At 46.8% G+C, this 19,603-nt stretch carries 12 protein-coding genes; 11 read left to right on the forward strand and 1 reads right to left on the reverse strand.

Annotated features, from left to right (window positions below):
• The first annotated feature begins 16 nt into the window (after window positions 1-16).
• The 10 genes from DW720_RS06080 to DW720_RS06125 all read left to right on the forward strand — a co-directional run bounded on the left by DW720_RS06080 (window position 17) and on the right by DW720_RS06125 (window position 15,901).
• Window positions 17-1,042 (forward strand): acyltransferase, encoded by a 1,026-nt coding sequence (locus tag DW720_RS06080; protein WP_118749370.1) that lies wholly within the window; start codon window positions 17-19, stop codon window positions 1,040-1,042.
• A gap of 155 nt (window positions 1,043-1,197) precedes the next feature.
• The gene (locus tag DW720_RS06085; protein ID WP_118749371.1) at window positions 1,198-1,857 is read left to right on the forward strand and encodes a hypothetical protein; all 660 of its coding nucleotides are present in this window, start codon (window positions 1,198-1,200) and stop codon (window positions 1,855-1,857) included.
• A gap of 95 nt (window positions 1,858-1,952) precedes the next feature.
• Window positions 1,953-3,341: a glycine--tRNA ligase gene (locus DW720_RS06090; protein ID WP_107001585.1), complete on the forward strand. Its 1,389-nt coding sequence runs from the start codon at window positions 1,953-1,955 to the stop codon at window positions 3,339-3,341.
• 334 nt (window positions 3,342-3,675) lie between these two features.
• Window positions 3,676-6,309: a pyruvate, phosphate dikinase gene (ppdK, locus tag DW720_RS06095; protein WP_118749372.1), complete on the forward strand. Its 2,634-nt coding sequence runs from the start codon at window positions 3,676-3,678 to the stop codon at window positions 6,307-6,309.
• Window positions 6,310-6,665: 356 nt separating this feature from the next.
• Entirely contained in the window at window positions 6,666-7,481 is an 816-nt protein-coding gene (locus DW720_RS06100; protein ID WP_118653180.1) for an ABC transporter substrate-binding protein, read from the forward strand.
• A complete protein-coding gene (locus DW720_RS06105; RefSeq protein ID WP_347560704.1) occupies window positions 7,471-9,666 on the forward strand; it encodes an ATP-binding protein in 2,196 nt (731 codons plus the stop codon). The genes DW720_RS06100 and DW720_RS06105 overlap by 11 nt, the downstream gene beginning before the upstream one ends.
• Window positions 9,650-11,500: an ABC transporter substrate-binding protein gene (locus DW720_RS06110; protein ID WP_118749373.1), complete on the forward strand. Its 1,851-nt coding sequence runs from the start codon at window positions 9,650-9,652 to the stop codon at window positions 11,498-11,500. The genes DW720_RS06105 and DW720_RS06110 overlap by 17 nt, the downstream gene beginning before the upstream one ends.
• Before the next feature lie 5 nt (window positions 11,501-11,505).
• A complete protein-coding gene (locus DW720_RS06115) occupies window positions 11,506-14,454 on the forward strand; it encodes a response regulator (RefSeq protein ID WP_118749374.1) in 2,949 nt (982 codons plus the stop codon).
• A gap of 139 nt (window positions 14,455-14,593) precedes the next feature.
• Entirely contained in the window at window positions 14,594-15,418 is an 825-nt protein-coding gene (locus DW720_RS06120) for a Cof-type HAD-IIB family hydrolase (protein WP_107001580.1), read from the forward strand.
• 168 nt (window positions 15,419-15,586) lie between these two features.
• Window positions 15,587-15,901 carry a YerC/YecD family TrpR-related protein gene (locus DW720_RS06125; RefSeq protein ID WP_022359748.1) on the forward strand — a complete coding sequence of 105 codons (315 nt, stop codon included), beginning with the start codon at window positions 15,587-15,589 and terminating at the stop codon, window positions 15,899-15,901.
• Window positions 15,902-16,181: 280 nt separating this feature from the next.
• Here the strand turns inward: DW720_RS06125 and DW720_RS06130 are convergent, their stop codons facing one another.
• The gene (locus DW720_RS06130; protein WP_022359749.1) at window positions 16,182-16,796 is read right to left on the reverse strand and encodes a DUF1836 domain-containing protein; all 615 of its coding nucleotides are present in this window, start codon (window positions 16,794-16,796) and stop codon (window positions 16,182-16,184) included.
• Window positions 16,797-17,041: 245 nt separating this feature from the next.
• Here DW720_RS06130 and DW720_RS06135 point away from each other — a divergent pair, with 245 nt between their 5' ends.
• On the forward strand, window positions 17,042-19,480 hold the full coding sequence (locus tag DW720_RS06135; RefSeq protein ID WP_118749375.1) for a UvrD-helicase domain-containing protein: 2,439 nt from the start codon (window positions 17,042-17,044) through the stop codon (window positions 19,478-19,480).
• Window positions 19,481-19,603 lie beyond the last annotated feature (123 nt).

The following is a 19,603-nucleotide window of genomic DNA, read 5'->3' on the forward strand; positions in this document are numbered from 1 at the left end:
GGGAGGAGCTGTTTATATGCCAGAAGCCAAATTCCACCAGAAAATCGCCTGGTTCAATTTCATCTGCTGCCTCATGGTCATCTGGACGCATTCCGGCAACGCGGATCTGTTTTTCCCGGAACTGGGGCAGGACGCACCGTGGTGGCATTTCCAGTACCCGGTCATGCAGGAAATTTTGCGGGTGGACATCCCATGCTTTATCATGCTGTCTGCCTACCTGTTCTACCGGAACTTCACGATGAAGCGGCTGGGAGAAAAATTAAATAAACGTCTGCATTCGCTTCTGGTTCCGTACCTGCTCTGGAATACTATCTACTACGTGGCGTATGTGGCGGCGAGCCGGATTCCGGGACTGCAGACGATCGCCAACCGGACGGATCTGGTGATCACGCCGTCGGGCGCATGGCAGGCGATCACCAAGTATACCTTCAATCCGGTGTTCTGGTTCATGTATCAGATCATTCTGCTGGTGCTGCTGGCACCGGTGCTGTATCTGTTTCTGAAAAATATCTGGACCGGCGCGGCATTTCTGCTGGTGCTACTTGTGGCACTTTTCAAGGGAGTGGCGCTGCCGGAGCTGAATCTGGACGCCCTGATTTATTATTCCTTTGCCGCCTATGCGGCGCTGCACGGGAGAAAATGGGCGGAGGCGGTATGGTCGTGGAAGCGGGCGGCACTGGGGGTGTGCCTGCTGGCAGTGGGAATCGTGCTCAGCAGGAGCTATTATACCCACTATTTTGTGCCGGGAATCGTTCTCTACCAGCTTCTGGCAGTCATCGGTATCTGGATGATGGTAAACGAGCGCTGGCTGGGAGAAGTCAGACCGTTTATGACCTGCACCTTTTTTATCTATGCGACGCACTTTGTGGTGGTCCGTTTCCTCAATAAGGCGGCGGCGCTGATATTTCCGGGCAGCCAGCTGGTTTCGATGTTTATGTATGTGTGTATGCCGCTGCTTGCAGTGACACTCTGTTATCAGGCGGCGCGCGTGCTGCGGAGGTACCGTCCGGATATCTGGAAGACCCTGAATGGGGGACGCTGACAAAAAGCAGGATTTACGGTTGAAAGGCAGGTATCTCTGGAAACGGAAGTGCGAGTATGCGTTTTTTCAGGTCCAAGTCTTGAAAATACATAGAAAAGCAGGTATACTATAAAAACTTGGTTGTAGGAGCATTTTTGCGCTTGGGAGGAAGAGCAATGAAAAAAAGAGGATTTCTTCTGGCAGCGTGTACCGTGGGTGTGATGCTGTCCGGCTGTGGCTCACGGGAAACCGCCTTTTCCCCTTCGGAGAGCTGCGTATATGTGGCAAAAGACGGGGCGCTGTCGAGTGCTCTGGTGGAGCAGACCGGCGGTATTTCGGTCGATGAGAATGAATTAAAGCAGTATTTAGAGACGGCAGTGATTCATTTTAATGAAGAAAAAGGCGCCGGGGCGTTGGCACAGAACCAGAAAAATGCCGAGAGATTGCCGGCAGCATTGAAAAGTGTGAAAGCGGGAAAAGACACGGTGACTGCGATCTTTGATTATGCTTCCTTTGAAGATCTGAAAGCATTCGGAGAGACGAATGACAACGAGGACACCAGCAACTCCCTGACGGCGCTGGAGGCAAAGCCGCTTTCGGAGGCGATTGCCGATGGATGGTTTTCCGAGGGTGAGCTGGTAAAGGCAGATGGAAGCGAAGCCGGAACGGATACGGTTCAGAATGAAAAAAGCGGCATGGCAGTCCGGAGCGAGGGCGGTGCGACGCTGATGGTCGGCGGAAAAGTGCTTTACCGCAGTTCGAATACCGAGTTAAAAGACGATTCAACCGTCAGTCTGCCGGGAACAGGCACGGCTTATGTGATTTTTAAAAGATAAAAAACAGAATGATTGTTAAATTCGTCCATCTGCCAGATATCGAAAGAAGAGGCGGGGACGGGTACAATGATAAATGAATCAGGAGGACAAGACAAATGGAAAAGACGATGGACAAAATCGTGGCGCTCGCAAAATCAAGAGGATTTGTATATCCGGGTTCTGAGATTTACGGCGGCCTTGCCAATACATGGGACTACGGCAATCTGGGCGTAGAACTGAAAAACAATGTAAAACGTGCATGGTGGCAGAAATTTATTCAGGAAAGCCCGTACAACGTAGGTGTAGACTGTGCGATTCTCATGAACTCCCAGACATGGGTGGCATCTGGACATCTGGGCGGCTTCTCTGACCCGCTGATGGACTGCAAGAGCTGTAAAGAGCGTTTCCGTGCAGATAAGCTCATCGAGGATTATATGGCAGAGCACAACATCGAGATCGAGGGTTCCGTAGACGGCTGGTCCCAGGAGCAGATGAAACAGTACATTGATGACAATAACATCTGCTGTCCGAGCTGCGGCAAGCATGATTTCACCGACATTCGTCAGTTTAACCTGATGTTCAAGACTTTCCAGGGAGTTACCGAGGATGCAAAAAACACCGTATATCTGCGTCCGGAGACTGCACAGGGTATCTTTGTAAACTTCAAGAACGTACAGAGAACCTCCCGCAAGAAGATCCCGTTTGGTATCGGTCAGATCGGTAAATCTTTCCGTAACGAGATCACACCGGGTAACTTTACTTTCCGTACCAGAGAGTTCGAGCAGATGGAGCTGGAGTTCTTCTGTGAACCGGGAACCGACCTTGAGTGGTTTGCATACTGGAAACAGCACTGCATCGACTGGCTGCAGACACTTGGCATCAAGCCGGATGAGATGCGCGCGCGCGACCATTCTCCGGAAGAGCTTTGCTTCTACAGCAAGGCGACGACCGATCTGGAATTTCTGTTCCCGTTCGGATGGGGCGAGCTGTGGGGTATCGCAGACCGTACCGATTACGATCTGACCCAGCATCAGAACACCTCCGGTCAGGATATGACCTACTTTGACGATGAGAAGAAGGAGAAATACATCCCGTACGTGATTGAACCGTCCCTGGGTGCTGATCGTGTGACGCTGGCATTCCTGTGTGCAGCTTACGATGAGGAGGAGATCGGCGAGGGCGATGTGAGAACCGTTCTTCACTTCCATCCGGCGATTGCACCGGTTAAGATCGGTGTGCTTCCGCTGTCCAAGAAGCTTAACGAGGGAGCAGAGAAGATCTACGCAGAGCTTTCCAAGTACTACAACTGCGAGTTCGATGACAGAGGAAACATTGGTAAGCGTTACCGCCGTCAGGATGAGATCGGTACTCCGTTCTGCATCACCTATGACTTCGAATCCGAGACTGATCAGGCTGTAACTGTACGTGACCGTGATACTATGGAGCAGGTACGTGTGCCGATCGCCGAGTTAAAGAACTACTTTGAGGATAAGTTCCGTTTCTAATCTTTAAATAAACAAAAAAGCAGAAACCATATTCCAGAAAACAGGAGATGGTTTCTGCTTTTTGTGTTAGAGAGGGCTTGTGACATTTTTGGCATTTTGCAAAGAACGAAATTTATTTTGGGGAAGATTAGGCACTGTTCTGGATAGTCATCTCATTTAATATTCGCGAAAATTACAAAAAAATATATATTGATCGAAAAAAAGTTGGAAATAATTCAAAAAAACTCTTTACTAGACCGCAGTTTATGTTATAATATTCACGATGGCTTTTATCTTTCACATAAATACAAATATGTGAATGTAAAACATAAACGAGTATAGGAGGAAAATACTTATGGCAAAATGGGTTTATATGTTTAGCGAGGGCGACATGACCATGCGTAACCTGCTGGGAGGAAAGGGAGCGAACCTGGCGGAGATGACAAGCATCGGTCTGCCGGTTCCACAGGGATTTACAATCACAACTGAGGCTTGTACCCAGTATTACGAAGATGGTCGCAAGATTAACGACGAGATCATGGCACAGACCATGGAAGGCGTTAAGAAGATGGAAGAGCTCAATGGAAAGAAATTTGGCGATCTGAAGAACCCACTGTTAGTATCGGTTCGTTCCGGTGCGAGAGCATCCATGCCAGGTATGATGGATACCATCTTAAACCTTGGTTTAAATGACGAGGTAGTTGCAGCGATGATCGCAGGCAACCCGGACCCGAAATTTGAGCGATTTGTATATGACTCCTACAGACGTTTCATCCAGATGTTCTCGGATGTCGTTATGGAAGTTGGTAAGAAATACTTCGAGCAGCTCATCGACAAGATGAAAGAAGAGAAGGGTGTTCAGTACGATATCGAACTGACTGCTGCTGACTTAAAGACTCTGGCTGAGCAGTTCAAGGCTGAGTACAAAAAACAGTTAGGTGAGGACTTCCCGTCTGACCCGGTTGTTCAGTTAAAATTAGCAATCGAAGCTGTATTCCGTTCCTGGGACAACCCACGTGCGAACGTATACAGAAGAGATAATGATATTCCGTATTCCTGGGGTACTGCAGTAAACGTAATGCCGATGGTATTCGGTAACTTAAACGATGAGTCCGGTACAGGTGTTGCATTTACCCGTGACCCGGCAACCGGCGAGAAGAAGCTGATGGGCGAGTTCTTAAAGAACGCACAGGGCGAGGACGTAGTTGCTGGTGTTCGTACTCCGATGCCGATCGCTCAGATGGAGCAGGAGTTCCCGGAGGCATATGCAGATTTCATCAAGGTTTGCGATGTGCTTGAGAACCACTACCATGATATGCAGGATATGGAGTTTACTGTAGAGAACCGTAAACTTTATATGTTACAGTGCCGTAACGGTAAGAGAACTGCTCAGGCAGCTCTGCAGATCGCTTGCGACCTGGTAGATGAAGGACATAAGACAGAGGAAGAAGCAGTCGCTATGATCGACCCGCGTAACCTCGATACACTGCTGCATCCGCAGTTTGACGCTGCTGCATTAAAGGCAGCTACTCCGCTTGGAAAAGGCTTAGGTGCTTCTCCGGGTGCTGCTTGCGGTAAAGTTGTATTCACTGCAGAGGATGCTGAGAAATGGGCTGAAAAGGGCGAGAAGGTTGTCTTAGTTCGTCTTGAGACCTCTCCGGAAGACATTACCGGTATGAAGGTTGCTCAGGGTATCTTAACCGTTCGTGGTGGTATGACCTCTCACGCAGCCGTAGTTGCCCGTGGTATGGGTACCTGCTGTGTATCCGGATGCGGCGACATCGCTATGGATGAAGAAAATAAGAAATTCACATTAGCTGGTAAAGAGTTCAATGAGGGAGACTTCATCTCCATTGATGGTACAACCGGTAATATTTACGAGGGCGAGATCAAGACCGTAGACGCTACCATCGCTGGTACATTCGGCCGCGTTATGGCATGGGCTGACAAGTTCAGAAGACTGAAAGTTCGTACCAACGCTGATACACCGGCAGATGCGAAGAAAGCTAGAGAGCTTGGCGCAGAAGGTATCGGTCTTTGCCGTACTGAGCATATGTTCTTCGAGGAAGACAGAATCGCTGCTTTCCGTGAGATGATCTGTGCTGACACTGTAGAAGAGAGAGAAGCAGCTCTGGATAAGATCCTTCCGTATCAGCAGGGCGACTTCGAAGGTCTGTTCGAGGCTCTGGAGGGCAACCCGGTAACTATCCGTTTCCTGGATCCGCCGCTGCATGAGTTCGTTCCGACTGAGGAAGAGGACATCAAGAAACTGGCTGACGCTCAGGGCAAATCTGTAGAGTTCATCAAGAACCTGATTGCTTCCCTGCATGAGTTTAACCCGATGATGGGTCACCGTGGACTTCGTCTGGCAGTTACCTATCCGGAGATCGCTGTTATGCAGACCAAGGCAGTTATCCGTGCAGCTATCAACGTACAGAAAGCTCACGCTGACTGGTCCGTAAAACCGGAGATCATGATTCCGCTCGCTTGCGATGCGAAAGAGTTAAAATATGTAAAAGATATCGTTGTGAAGACCGCTGACGAGGAGATCGCAGCAGCAGGCGTTGATCTGAAGTACGAAGTAGGTACCATGATCGAGATCCCGCGTGCAGCTCTGACCGCTGACGACATCGCAAAAGAGGCTGAATTCTTCTGCTTCGGTACAAACGACTTAACTCAGATGACCTACGGCTTCTCCCGTGATGATGCAGGCAAGTTCCTGAACGCTTACTACGACAAGAAGATCTTCGAGAACGATCCATTCGCAAAACTGGATCAGACCGGCGTAGGCAAGCTGATGGAGATGGCGATTAAGTTAGGTAAAGCAGAGCGCCCGACCCTTCATGTAGGTATCTGCGGCGAGCACGGCGGCGACCCGTCTTCCGTAGAGTTCTGCCACAAGATTGGTCTTGACTATGTATCCTGCTCACCGTTCCGTGTGCCGATCGCTCGTCTGGCTGCTGCACAGGCTGCAATCGCTGAGAAATAATTTTAAGGAAATATCCTTGAATAGATGAGTAAATGAGGACTCCCTTACGAAAGTAAGGGGGTTCTTTTATATAAATAACCGGCGGCTGTTTATGAAAAAAAACATGGATGATGGCAATTTTTATGGACATGGTATATTTTGAATGCTATAATCAAAAGTGTAAGAATATAAGGTAAGAGTTAAGTGGGTATTATAGATAAAGTTCCTGTAAATTTTTTACATGGAGCTTTTTTTGATCATATTAGAAAATTAAGTCTTATGTGCGGGGGCACCGAAGCGCAGGCCACTGAATCGTAATAAATAGCCGGAAATCAGATGTGAAAAAAGTAGAAAAGAATAACAGGGATGGAAGGAAAATGAAAGGAAAAAGAGTGATCGCAGGTATTCTGCTTGTTGGAATCTTAGCAGTCACCCTGGCAGGGTGCAAAAATACAGATGAGAATAAAAAAGAAACGGGAAAACCCGTCATCACACTCGGAAGCGACAACTATCCACCATACAATTATCTGAATGAAGATGGTGTGCCGACGGGAATCGATGTAGAACTGGCTACAGAAGCTTTCAGAAGAATGGGCTATCAGGTGAATGTTGTCCAGATTAACTGGGAGAAGAAGAAAGAGCTGGTGGAGAGTGGAGAGATAGATTGCATCATGGGCTGTTTTTCCATGGAAGGGCGCCTGGATGATTACCGCTGGGCCGGACCGTACATAGCAAGCCGTCAGGTGGTTGCTGTAAATGAGAGCAGTGACATCTATAAACTGAGTGACCTGGAGGGAAAGAATCTGGCTGTCCAGTCCACAACCAAACCGGAGGGCATCTTTCTGAACCGGACGGATGAGAGAATCCCAAAACTGGGAAATCTGATCAGCCTGGGACACCGGGAACTGATCTATACATTTCTGGGGAAAGGATATGTAGATGCAGTTGCCGCACATGAGGAATCGATTGTCCAGTATATGAAGGATGATGGCATAAGCTTTCGTATCCTGGAAGAACCGCTGATGATCACCGGAATAGGGGTTGCTTTTGCAAAAGAGGATGAGCGGGGAATCTGTGAACGGATGGATCAGATTCTGGAGGAAATGCGTCAGGATGGCACATCCCTGAAAATCATTGAAAAATATCTGGATGATCCGGAGAAGTATCTGGAGGTGGATAATCTTGGATATTAAGGGAAGAACGAAGGAAAACCAGATTAAAATAATTGGTATTTTGCTTGGAATCTGTGTGGCTGTAGTCTCTCTGTTTTATTTCTTCCACGCGGAAAAAGCGGAAGCAGAAGAAAGAATGGTAGAGATCGTAAACTATGTGAAAGTGCAGTGCTCCACCTACACCCATTATAATGAATCTTCGGAATCCAAAAGTCTCCTCCGTGCCATTGAAAGTGCCAGACAGATGAGTACCAATATTAACATGGAAACAGAAAACGGCGGTCAGTTAAGCCGGGAGTTTCTGAAGGATAATCTGCAGACACTCTGGGTGGATGGTATCCTTGTACTTGATGCAGAAGGAAAGACGGTCTGTGAGTACAGCATGAACGAGTCACTGACGGATGAGATTACGAAGTATCTGCAAAAAGAAATTATCATGGATTTTGCCGGATATGAAGAAAGAAGCTATTCGGAACGGCTTGCCAGGGAAGACGGGTCCCGGATCGACATTGCAGCCTGCGCCAGAAAAGACGCACCGGGTATTGTGGCAATTTACTATTACACATCTCCTGAATTTACCAGAAACTATACTTTGACAATACAGGGGCTTTTAAATGGCTATAGTGTCCAGAAAGATGGAACAATTATTGTTGCAGACGATGGGCTCGTTGTTGCCAGTAACGATGAGAGCCTGTTGGGGCAGAATACGGCCGACAATGAGGTTGTTCAGGCAATGAAAAGCCATACAGACAGCCAGCATATTTTTCATTTGAAGAATGAAGGAACCGGATGCTACGGAATCATGCTGAAGCAGAGGGATTATTATATTTATGCATATCTTCCGGATGCGGAAGTGTTTCATAACCTTCCATTAAGTGTGACTGGTGTCATTTTTCTATATGCTTTGATAGTTGGTATATTTTGGTTCTGTATCTCCAGAACCAATCTGGAACATGAGAAACAAGAACGGGAAAAGGATGAAAAATATAAAGCAGAACTTCTGATAGCTGCAAAAAAGGCGGAAGCCGCTAATCGGGCAAAAACAGAGTTTCTTCAGCGGATGAGCCATGATATCCGGACTCCGATTAATGGAATCTGCGGTTTGGTCAATATGGCAGATCATTGTGCAGATGATATGGAGAAACAGACAGAATACAGAACAAAGGTGAAAGAGGCATCCAATTTGTTGCTGGAACTGGTAAACGATGTCCTGGATATGAGTAAGCTGGAGTCGGGCGAAGTGATTTTGGAAGAAATTCCGTTTGATCTGAGCCGTATTTCCAGGGAAGTACTTGTTGTGATCGAGCAGATGGCGGCAGAACAGAATATCCGGATCGTGTGGGAGAAGAAAGAAATCACACATCGGAAGTTTATTGGAAGTCCAGGATATGTGAAACGTGTGATGATGAATATACTGTCGAATGCGGTGAAATATAACAGAAAAAACGGACATATCTATATTAGCTGCCGGGAGATTCCATCCGGACAGCCAGAGATGACAACGATAGAATTTGTCTGCCGGGATACCGGAATCGGAATGACAGATGAGTTTCAGAAACATATTTTTGAACCGTTTGCCCAGGAACATGCAGGAAGCCGTACAAAATTTGCCGGAACAGGCCTGGGAATGCCGATTGCAAAGAAGTTGATTGAGACAATGGGTGGAACCATTACCTTTGAAAGTGAAAACGGTGCAGGGACTACCTTTGTGATCCGGATTCCATTTAAAATCGATCTGAATTCGGATAAACGGGAAGAAAAGAAAGATGTATCAGATGGAAAATCTATAAAGGGACTGCATATTCTTCTGGCAGAAGATAATGAGCTGAACATGGAAATTGCTGAATTTGTGCTTCAGAATGAAGGTGCTGTCGTGACTAAGGCATGGAATGGGCAGGAAGCCGTTGAACGATTCAAAAAAAGTGAACCCGGTGAATTTGATGCGATTCTTATGGATATCATGATGCCGGTTATGAATGGTTATGAAGCAGCAAAGACGATTCGTTCCATGGATAGAAAAGATGCTAAGGTGATACCGATCATTGCAATGACAGCAAATGCGTTCGCGGAGGACAGAATAAAAGCAAAAGAAGCAGGGATGGATGAACATATTTCTAAGCCTGTTGATGAAAAATTACTGGTAAAGGTAATTTATGAACTAGAGGAACGCAGTTTTAGGGGGATTCGTAATGAAAAAGAAAAATAGAAATAAGTTACTTGCTGTGCTTCTGGTGATGGTGACTGCTATATCTCTTTTGTCAGGCTGTGGCGGGAAGAGTGCAGAAAAAGAAGATGCAGAAACCATCACGGTGTATTTATGGAGTACAAAACTGTATGAAAAATACGCACCCTATATTCAGAAGCAGCTTCCGGATATCAATGTTGAATTTGTAGTAGGAAATAATGATCTGGATTTTTACAGATTTCTGGATGAAAATGAAGGATTGCCGGATATTATAACCTGCTGTCGTTTTTCACTGCATGATGCAAGTCCTCTGAAAGATAGTCTGATGGATCTTTCTACAACCAATGCGGCTGGTGCTGTCTATGATACATATCTAAACAATTTTAGGAATGAGGATGGCAGCGTAAACTGGCTTCCAGTGTGCGCAGATGCCCATGGCTTTGTAGTGAACAAGGATCTTTTTGAAGAGTACGATATTCCGCTGCCAACCGATTATGACAGCTTCGTCTCTGCCTGTCAGGCATTTGACGATGAGGGAATCCGTGGGTTTACTGCAGACTATTTTTATGATTATACCTGTATGGAGACACTGCAGGGGCTGTCAGCATCAGAGTTGTCTTCTGTAGACGGACGCAAGTGGCGGACGACCTACAGTGACCCGGATAATACAAAGAGAGAAGGTCTGGACAGCACCGTCTGGCCGGCGGCTTTTGAACGTATGGAACAGTTCATCCGGGATATCGGTCTGAGTCAGGACGATCTGGATTTGAATTATGATGATATAGTAGAAATGTATCAAAATGGGAAGCTTGCCATGTACTTTGGAAGCTCTTCCGGTGTAAAAATGTTTCAGGATCAGGGCATTCAAACAATATTTCTGCCATTCTTTCAAGAAAACGGCGAAAAATGGCTGATGACTACACCCTATTTTCAGGTGGCTTTAAACCGTGACCTGGCACAGGATGAAACACGACGGCAGAAAGCCATGAAGGTATTGAACACGATGCTTTCTGAGAATGCACAGAAACAGATCCTTTATGATGGTCAGGATCTCTTAAGCTACAGCCAGGATGTGGATATCCATCTTACAGAATATCTGAAAGATGTGAAACCTGTGATTGAAGAAAATCATATGTATATCCGTATTGCGTCAAATGATTTTTTCGCTGTTTCCAAGGATGTGGTATCTAAGATGATTGCAGGAGAATACGATGCAGAGCAGGCTTATCAGTCCTTTAACACCCAGCTTTTGAATGAGCAGACTATCTCTGAGGATATCCTGTTAGATTCACAGAAATCATATTCCAATCGTTTCCATACCAGTGGAGGTAATGCGGCTTATTCGGTTATGGCAAACACTCTGCGCGGCATTTATGATACGGATGTGCTGATCACCACTGGAAACAGCTTTACTGGAAACGTGCTGAAAGCCGGTTACACAGAAAAAATGGCGGGTGACATGATCATGCCCAATGGTCTTTCAGCTTACAGCAGTAAGATGAGTGGGGCGGAACTGAAGGAGACTGTCAGAAATTTTGTGGAAGGCTATGAGGGAGGCTTTATTCCCTTTAACCGAGGTTCTCTCCCTGTGTTCAGTGGTATTTCTGTGGAGCTCCGGGAAACGGATAATGGTTATACATTGAACAGAGTTACGAAGGATGGAAAGAAAGTTCAGGACAAAGAGATGTTCACGGTAACCTGCCTGACGACACCTAAATACATGGAGAATTATCCGGTAGATGATAATATTGTGTTTGATATAAGAGATACTTCTGTGAAGGATACCTGGATAGGATATATTTCAGATGGTGATGCCGTTCTTGCAGAGCATGAAGACTATATGGCTCTGAGGTGAGAAAAATGGATATTAAGAATCATAATACAGACAAAAAGAAGCTTGTCAATAGCAAACAATTCAAGGCAGCTGTCGTTATAGCTGTTTTTCTTGGAATCGTATTGACGGTTTTCCGATATTTTGAATTTGTGTCGAAAACGGTATATGAGGAAAGTGTGTCTCATCTGACAGAGATTTTTCATCAGTCTGATAATATGCTGCGGGAACTGACAGACAAGAATCTGACCTATCTTCATATCTGGGGAGAGAATCTGCAGAACATCTCTAATGAAGACAAAATTCGTGAATATATAGAGAAAGCACAGGAAGATGCCGGATTTTTAGAATTCTTTTTTCTGTCAGCTGACGGAAACTATAAGAAGGTAACAGGTGAAACAGGGTATCTTGGATTACAGGGGAATATGGAAGAGGAGCTCCGGCAGGGAAGTGATGTGATAACAAATGCAGCAGTTCCTGGAAAAGCCCAGCTGCTTGTTTTTGCAACTTCCAAGGTCTATGGAAGCTATCAGGGATTTGAATATGATGCGATTGCCATTGCCTATGAGAATTCTGATATCGTAAATGTACTGGACATCTCTGCTTTCGACGGAAATGCCCAGAGTTATGTGGTTCATCAGGATGGTCGTGTTGTGGTGGATCATTCTTCCGAGTCGTGGGGGAGAGTGTATAATTTCTTCGCCGTTCTGAGAGAGCATTCGGAGATGCCTGAAAGAGAGATCAATGAGCTTTCGGAAAAGTTTAAAGAAGGGCGTAGCGATGCGGGAATGGTAAAGCTTGATGGAAGAAGCTACTATCTGGTCTATGAAAAATCAGATATTCAGGACTGGATGTTTCTGGGACTTGTTCAGGTGGATATTGTGAATGCCAGTATGAACAGTCTGCAGTATAGTACGATTCTTCTTGTAGGTGCAGTTGTGCTCTGTGCTGCCGCCTTTTTAATTAGCCTTATTGTGCAAAAAAACAGGAGAAATCTTAGGAAAAAGGATACGGAGATCCTGTACCGGGACGAATTGTTTCAAAAGCTGTCAATGAATGTAAATGATGTTTTTCTGATGCTGGATGCAAAAAGACAACAGGCAGATTATGTCAGCCCGAATGCGGAAAAATTGCTGGGTATTACAGTGGAACAAATCCGTAAAGATATTCGTGTTTTGGGAAAACTGCATCTCACAGAGTCACAAGATCCGGAAACGAATTATCTGGAAGAAATTCAGGTAAATGAACAGAAGGAATGGGATTGTGAATATGCTCATTTGAAAACAGGAGAACGACGCTGGTTTCATAATATTGCAATGGGCAGTGAGGTAAACGGGAAAAAGAAATTTATTCTGGTTATGTCGGATCGTACCTCTGACCGGAAAATGAATCAGGCACTTTCTGAGGCAGTCCGTGCTGCGGAGACTGCCAATCGTGCAAAGAGTACGTTCCTTTCCAATATGTCCCACGATATCCGGACACCCATGAATGCAATTATTGGCCTTACAACATTGGCTGTAAGCAACATTGACAATCAGAAAAAAGTCAGGGATTATCTAAGCAAGATCCTTTCGTCCAGTAACCATCTGCTCTCCCTGATCAATGATATATTGGATATGAGCCGTATCGAGAGTGGAAAGATTCATCTGGAAGAAATAGAGGTGAGCCTGTCGGAAGTGCTTCATGATCTGAAGACCATCGTCAGTGGGCAGATTCATGCGAAGCAGCTGGAGCTTTATATGGATGCAATGGATGTGACGAATGAGTACGTCTATTGTGATAAGACGCGTCTGAATCAGATGCTGTTGAATCTTTTGTCCAATGCCATTAAGTTTACGCCTGCAGGTGGAACCGTTTCTGTCCGGTTAAAGCAGTTCCCGGGAACAGTAAAAGGCAGTGAACTGTATGAGATCCGGGTAAAGGATAACGGAATCGGTATGAGCCCGGAATTTGTACAGAAGCTCTTTTCTCCTTTTGAGAGGGAACGGACTTCCACGGTCAGCAAGACTCAGGGTACAGGACTTGGCATGGCGATCACCAAGAACATTGTAAATATGATGGGTGGAACCATTGAGGTTCAGACAGAACAGGGCAAAGGTACCGAATTTATTGTCCGTCTGCCATTTCGGATTCAGACTGAGCATCACCGCATAGAGAAGATCGTAGAGCTGGAAGGTCTTAAGGCATTGGTGGTAGATGATGATTTTAATACCTGTGACAGTGTGACAAAGATGCTTGTCAAGGTTGGAATGCGTTCAGAATGGACTCTTTCCGGTAAGGAGGCTGTTCTCCGGGCGCGGCAGTCTATGGAACTGGGGGATGCATTCCATGCGTATATCATTGACTGGCGTCTGCCGGATATGAACGGGATTGAAGTGACCCGCCAGATCCGCAGTCTGGGTGACCATACACCAATCATTATCCTGACGGCTTATGACTGGTCGGATATCGAAGTGGAGGCCAGAGCGGCAGGGGTTACAGCATTCTGTTCGAAACCTATGTTTATGTCAGATATCAGAGAGACCTTGATGATAGCTATCGGTCAGAGGCAGGCTGAGCAAGAGGATAATATTCTCCCGGCAGCAGGTTCAGATTTCAAGGGCAGATGTATATTGCTTGTGGAAGACAATGAACTGAACCGTGAAATTGCGGTGGAGCTCCTGAATGAATATGGCTTTCTGGTTGATACTGCCGAAAATGGAGCAGAGGCAGTAGAGAAAGTAAAAAAATCAAAACCAGGCGGTTATGATCTTGTGTTGATGGATGTGCAGATGCCTGTCATGAACGGGTATGAGGCCACAAAGCGGATTCGTGCCCTGGATGATCCGGCACAGGCGGGAATCACTATTCTTGCCATGACTGCCAATGCTTTTGATGAAGACAGGAAGGAAGCGCTGGAATACGGTATGAATGGATTTCTATCCAAGCCAATTGTTGTAGAGGAATTAATTGATGCATTGCAAAAAAATCTTTCATAGAGGGGATACAGGAAGCAATGGCAAAAGTAACGGAAGTATATGAGTTAACCATTTGAGAAATTAAGAAGGGATTGCATTAAGTAATGTGGCATGTTGCTAATTGACAAAATAGTATGTATGATTTGAATGTGGAGTAAATATGACCGAAAAACATAGTTATGAGATTATCGTCCTGGATCTGGACGGAACCTTAACAAACAGAGATAAGGTGATTACGCCAAAGACGAAGCAGCGTCTGATGGAGCTTCAGGAGCGCGGAAAGAAGATTGTACTGGCGTCCGGGCGTCCGACGCCGGGAGTGCTGCCGCTTGCGAGAGAGCTGGAGCTGGCAAAATACGGCAGTTATATTCTGTCGTTTAATGGAGGCAGGATCACGAACTGCAAAACCGGCGAGATCATATTCAGCCGTTCCCTGCCGCAGGAGGCGAATCAGAAGATTATACGCCTGGCCGAGGAGGAACAGGTGGGGCTTTTGAGTTACGATGAGGCGGGGGCAAAGCTTCTGACGAACCAGAGTGACAGTCCCTATGCAAAGTTGGAAGCGCGGATCAACGGCATGGAGTTAGTACAGGTGGACGACATGGAAGCTGCGATCACGTATCCGGTACCGAAATACCTGATGATGGAGGATGGAGACTACCTGGCGATGGTCGAGCCGCGCGTCAAGGCGGCGATGGGGAAGAATTTCAGCGTTTACCGTTCGGAGCCGTTTTTCCTGGAGGTGCTTCCGAGGGGCATCGATAAAGCACAGTCGTTAGAGCGCCTTCTTTCTCACATCGGGCTTTCGCGTGAGCAGATGATTGCCTGTGGGGACGGCTACAACGACCTCACGATGATTCAGTATGCCGGATTAGGTGTAGCGATGGAGAATGCGGTGCTTCCGGTGCGGAAAGCTGCAGACTTTATTACCTATTCCAACAACGACGACGGTGTGGCTCATGTGGTGGAGAAGTTTATGCTGTAGAAGATTTGGCAGATTCGCATAAATGTATATTGCGTGAACAGATGAAAAATAAAATATTCATAAAAATAGGCAAGATACTAGACTTTAAAACTTTAATATGTTAATATAAGAAAAACGGAAAAATGAATATATTTTCGGAGTACATATTAAAAAGGGGTGCCTTGCATTATGAATAAAAAACTGAAAACCGAAGCTGTGGATCATCTGTTCCAGGCGATTCTGACACTGAAAAATACCGACGAATGCTATAGCTTTTTCGAGGATGTATGCACAGTTAATGAACTTTTATCATTTTCCCAGAGATATGAAGTAGCGAAGATGCTGCGCGAGAAGAAGACATATCTGGAGATCGCGGACAAGACCGGCGCATCGACAGCGACGATCAGCCGTGTCAACCGTTCTTTAAATTACGGAAGCGACGGATATGATATGGTATTTGCGCGTGTGAAAGAGCAGGAAGAGGCGGAGAAAACGGAAGCGTAAGACGAAGTAGGAATATACGCACGATAGATAAAGCGCGTACTTTCATAGGTGTAGCAAACCAACCTGCCAAAGATGGACAAATTTGGCTTGGGGTGGAATTGTCCCAGGAGCTGGCAGCTGGTTGAATGAAAGATAAAAAGAAATGAAAGAAAAAAGACATTGAAAGAATTTCCACAAGGGGAAGTGATTCCAGTGTCTTTTTTATCGTGTATGGTGAAATGGGTTGAAATTTTTGTTGTTTAGCCTGTTTTTGAGTGTGGCGGTACAGCGGAAGTGCTGCCTATTTCTTCTTCTTCGGATTCACCGGCGTCTCCTGCCGGAGCTGTTCCGCCAGGATTTCAATCATCTGTTTTTTCAGATAGACATCAAACGCCAGCTCACTGATAAAGGCGAACAGCTGTAAATACTCGCGGTCTTCACAGTCATAGTCCTTGAATGTCTGGCTGGCGGCGTCAAATTTTGCCATGACGTCTTCCTGCAAGCGCTTGCGCTGCCCTTTTTCCAGCGAAAAGATTTCGTTGTAAAGCTCTTCTAATTCCGGGCTGGAACCATGGGAAAAGTGGTGCTCGCTGATGGGCGAGAAGAGCTGCTCAATATCCCGAAAGGATATCACATTTTTAAAATAATAAATCAGAATCAGCATCAGCAGATGATTCTTGGAGTAGCGTTTTTTGACGGGCGGCGGCAGCAGGTTATTTTTGGCGTAGTTATTGATCATGGTTTTGGTCAGGATCTTATCCTCGCCCAGCCATTTGGAAGTGTTCAGGTGGCTGTCCATGAAGGTCGTGACCTGATCCATATATAAATCAATACCGGGAATCTCCGACGGATGCACCCGGGTCAGACTATCAACATAAGCCAGCAGATCCTGCAGGCGTTCTTCGTTTGATTTCATGTATGTACCTCGCTGCGTTGAAATTCGAAAGCTGCGAAACAGGGAGGCGATTTTGGCGCTTCCGCTGTCATGAACTCTCTATGTGATATTATATAGTTTTGAAAACCAGATAGCAAGGAGAAATTTAAAATCAATGAAAATTCCGTGACATCCAAGAGAAAATAGATTATACTAGAGCGTATTCGAACATACTTTTTGTCATTAAAAATAGATTATATAAGAGGATAGAAGGGAACGAAACATATATGAGCAAATACGACACACTTAACCCGATGCAGCGGGAGGCGGTTTTTCACACGGAGGGACCACTCCTGGTTCTGGCAGGCGCCGGTTCAGGAAAGACGCGCGTCCTGACACACCGGATTGCGTATTTAATCGAGGAAAAACGGGTGGCGCCGTGGAATATCATGGCGATCACATTTACCAATAAAGCGGCGGCGGAGATGCGCGAGCGTGTGGATAAGATTGTGGGGGAAGGCGCGGAGGCGATCTGGGTCAGCACGTTCCATTCGAGCTGCGTTCGGATTCTGCGCCGGTTTATCGACCGTCTGGGATATGACACGAATTTTACTATCTATGACGGCGACGACCAGAAAACGCTGATGAAGCAGGTGCTCAAGAAAATGCAGGCGGATCCGAAGCAGTTTAAGGAGCGGGCGGTGCTGTCACGGATTTCTGCGGCGAAAAATGACCGGATCACGGCGGATGAGTTTGAGCAGCAGGCGGGAGCGGACTTCCGGGAGAAAAAGATTGCTCAGATTTACCGGGAATACCAGAAAGAACTCAAGAAGAATAATGCCCTGGATTTCGACGATCTGCTGGTGAAAACGGTAGAGCTTTTCGAGGCAAACGCGGATGTGCTGGAATATTATCAGGACAAATTCCGGTATATCATGGTGGACGAGTACCAGGACACGAACCTTGTACAGTTTAAGCTGGTCGATCTGCTGGCAAAGAAGTACAGAAATATCTGTGTGGTCGGTGATGATGACCAGTCGATCTACAAATTCCGCGGGGCAAATATCGAAAATATTTTAAGTTTTGAGAAAGCATTTCCGGGCGCACGCGTTATCAAGCTGGAGCAGAACTACCGTTCCACCCAGAGCATCCTGAATGCGGCAAATGAGGTGATCCGCCACAACCGCGGCAGAAAGGACAAGACGCTGTGGACGGCGAATGACGAGGGACCGAAGGTGCGCTTCCGTCAATATGACACGGCATACGAGGAGGCAGACGCCATTATCCGTGATATTGAGCGTGAGAAAGAAGAGAAAAATGCGGAATATTCGGATTTTGCCGTGCTGTACCGTACCAATGCACAGTCGCGTCTTCTGGAGGAAAAATGTATTTATTACAGCATTCCGTACCGGCTGGTCGGTGGCGTCAATTTCTATCAGCGCAAGGAAATCAAGGATATTCTCTGCTATTTAAAGACGATTGCGAATGGGCGCGATGATCTGGCGGTTCAGCGTGTTATCAATGTGCCGAAGCGCGGCATCGGTGCGACCTCGATCGGAAAAGTGACGATCTATGCGTCTGCCAATGGCATGAGCTTTTATGATGCGCTGCTGCGCGTGCGCGGCGTGCCGACGATCGGCAAGGCGGCGGATAAGATCGAGAAGTTTACGGAGCAGATCGAAAACTTCCGGTCGCGGCTTTCGGCCCTTTCGATCCCGGAACTTATCGAGGCGATTCTGGAAGAGACGGGATATAAGAAGGATCTGGAGGCGGAAGGCGAGATCGAGGGAGAAACACGTCTGCAGAACGTGGAAGAGCTGGTTAATAAGGCGACCGGCTATATGAGCACGGCGGAGGAACCGACGCTGGACGGATTTTTGGAGGAGGTTGCGCTGGTAGCGGATGTAGATAGTCTGGACGAATCCGAAAACAGGATTGTCCTGATGACTTTGCACGGCGCAAAAGGTCTGGAATTTCCGTATGTCTATTTAAGCGGCATGGAGGACGGGCTGTTTCCGAGCAGCATGTCCATCTTTTCGGATGATAAGGACGCCATCGAAGAAGAACGGCGTCTCTGCTATGTCGGAATCACCCGTGCGGAGAAAGAACTGACGCTGACGGCGGCGAGACAGCGCATGGTCAATGGAGAAACGCGGTTTGCGAAGGTCAGCCGCTTCATCGAGGAGATTCCGCCGCAGCTTCTGGACGAGGAAGAGCAGCCGACCGTCTTTGAACGGGCTGCCGGTATGAGCCGGGGCAGACGCGGATTTGAAGATTCGGGGACTTCTGGCTGGACAACGGGCAGATTTGGTGTATCTGGCGCGGGAGACGGCGATCGGGTGCGGATTGGCGGAATGTCTGGAAAACACCCTCTTTCAGAGAACGATGCCGTCTGGGAGCGCGGCGCAGCCCGGATGAGCGGCTGGGGCGGTGTGAATGGTTCCGGAAGTGCTGGTTCTGGCCGCACGCTGGATCCATATAAGAGCGCTTATAGTTCCAGCAGTCGTCCAGCCAGCCCGGCACCGTCATTTGGCAAGGCATTTACGGTCCAGAAGGCCGACCATCTTTCCTACGGCGAGGGCGACCGAGTCTGCCACCTCAAATTTGGCGAGGGAACGGTGCAGAAGATCGCGGACGGCGGCAAGGATTTTGAGGTGACGGTTAATTTTGACCGCGTGGGCGTGAAAAAAATGTTTGCTTCATTTGCAAAACTGGTGAAATGTTAGACCGTGTTTGCCGTATTGTTACGGTACACGTATGCGAAAACAGTAATGCCGTATTAAAACATTTTCGCCAGATCCAATAAAAAATATAGTAAAATCGGCTGAGAGATGGTATAATAAAATCAA

Source organism: Clostridium sp. AM27-28 (assembly GCF_003480955.1).
GTDB lineage: Bacteria > Bacillota > Clostridia > Lachnospirales > Lachnospiraceae > Otoolea > Otoolea fessa.

Bases quoted from the DNA above. Each gene is read 5' to 3' on its own strand.
- DW720_RS06080 (WP_118749370.1), top strand. From the start codon at position 17: ATGCCAGAAGCCAAATTCCACCAGAAAATCGCCTGGTTCAATTTCATC.
- DW720_RS06085 (WP_118749371.1), top strand. From the start codon at position 1,198: ATGAAAAAAAGAGGATTTCTTCTGGCAGCGTGTACCGTGGGTGTGATG.
- DW720_RS06090 (WP_107001585.1), top strand. From the start codon at position 1,953: ATGGAAAAGACGATGGACAAAATCGTGGCGCTCGCAAAATCAAGAGGA.
- ppdK (WP_118749372.1), top strand. From the start codon at position 3,676: ATGGCAAAATGGGTTTATATGTTTAGCGAGGGCGACATGACCATGCGT.
- DW720_RS06100 (WP_118653180.1), top strand. From the start codon at position 6,666: ATGAAAGGAAAAAGAGTGATCGCAGGTATTCTGCTTGTTGGAATCTTA.
- DW720_RS06110 (WP_118749373.1), top strand. From the start codon at position 9,650: ATGAAAAAGAAAAATAGAAATAAGTTACTTGCTGTGCTTCTGGTGATG.
- DW720_RS06115 (WP_118749374.1), top strand. From the start codon at position 11,506: ATGGATATTAAGAATCATAATACAGACAAAAAGAAGCTTGTCAATAGC.
- DW720_RS06120 (WP_107001580.1), top strand. From the start codon at position 14,594: ATGACCGAAAAACATAGTTATGAGATTATCGTCCTGGATCTGGACGGA.
- DW720_RS06125 (WP_022359748.1), top strand. From the start codon at position 15,587: ATGAATAAAAAACTGAAAACCGAAGCTGTGGATCATCTGTTCCAGGCG.
- DW720_RS06130 (WP_022359749.1), bottom strand. From the start codon at position 16,796: ATGAAATCAAACGAAGAACGCCTGCAGGATCTGCTGGCTTATGTTGAT.
- DW720_RS06135 (WP_118749375.1), top strand. From the start codon at position 17,042: ATGAGCAAATACGACACACTTAACCCGATGCAGCGGGAGGCGGTTTTT.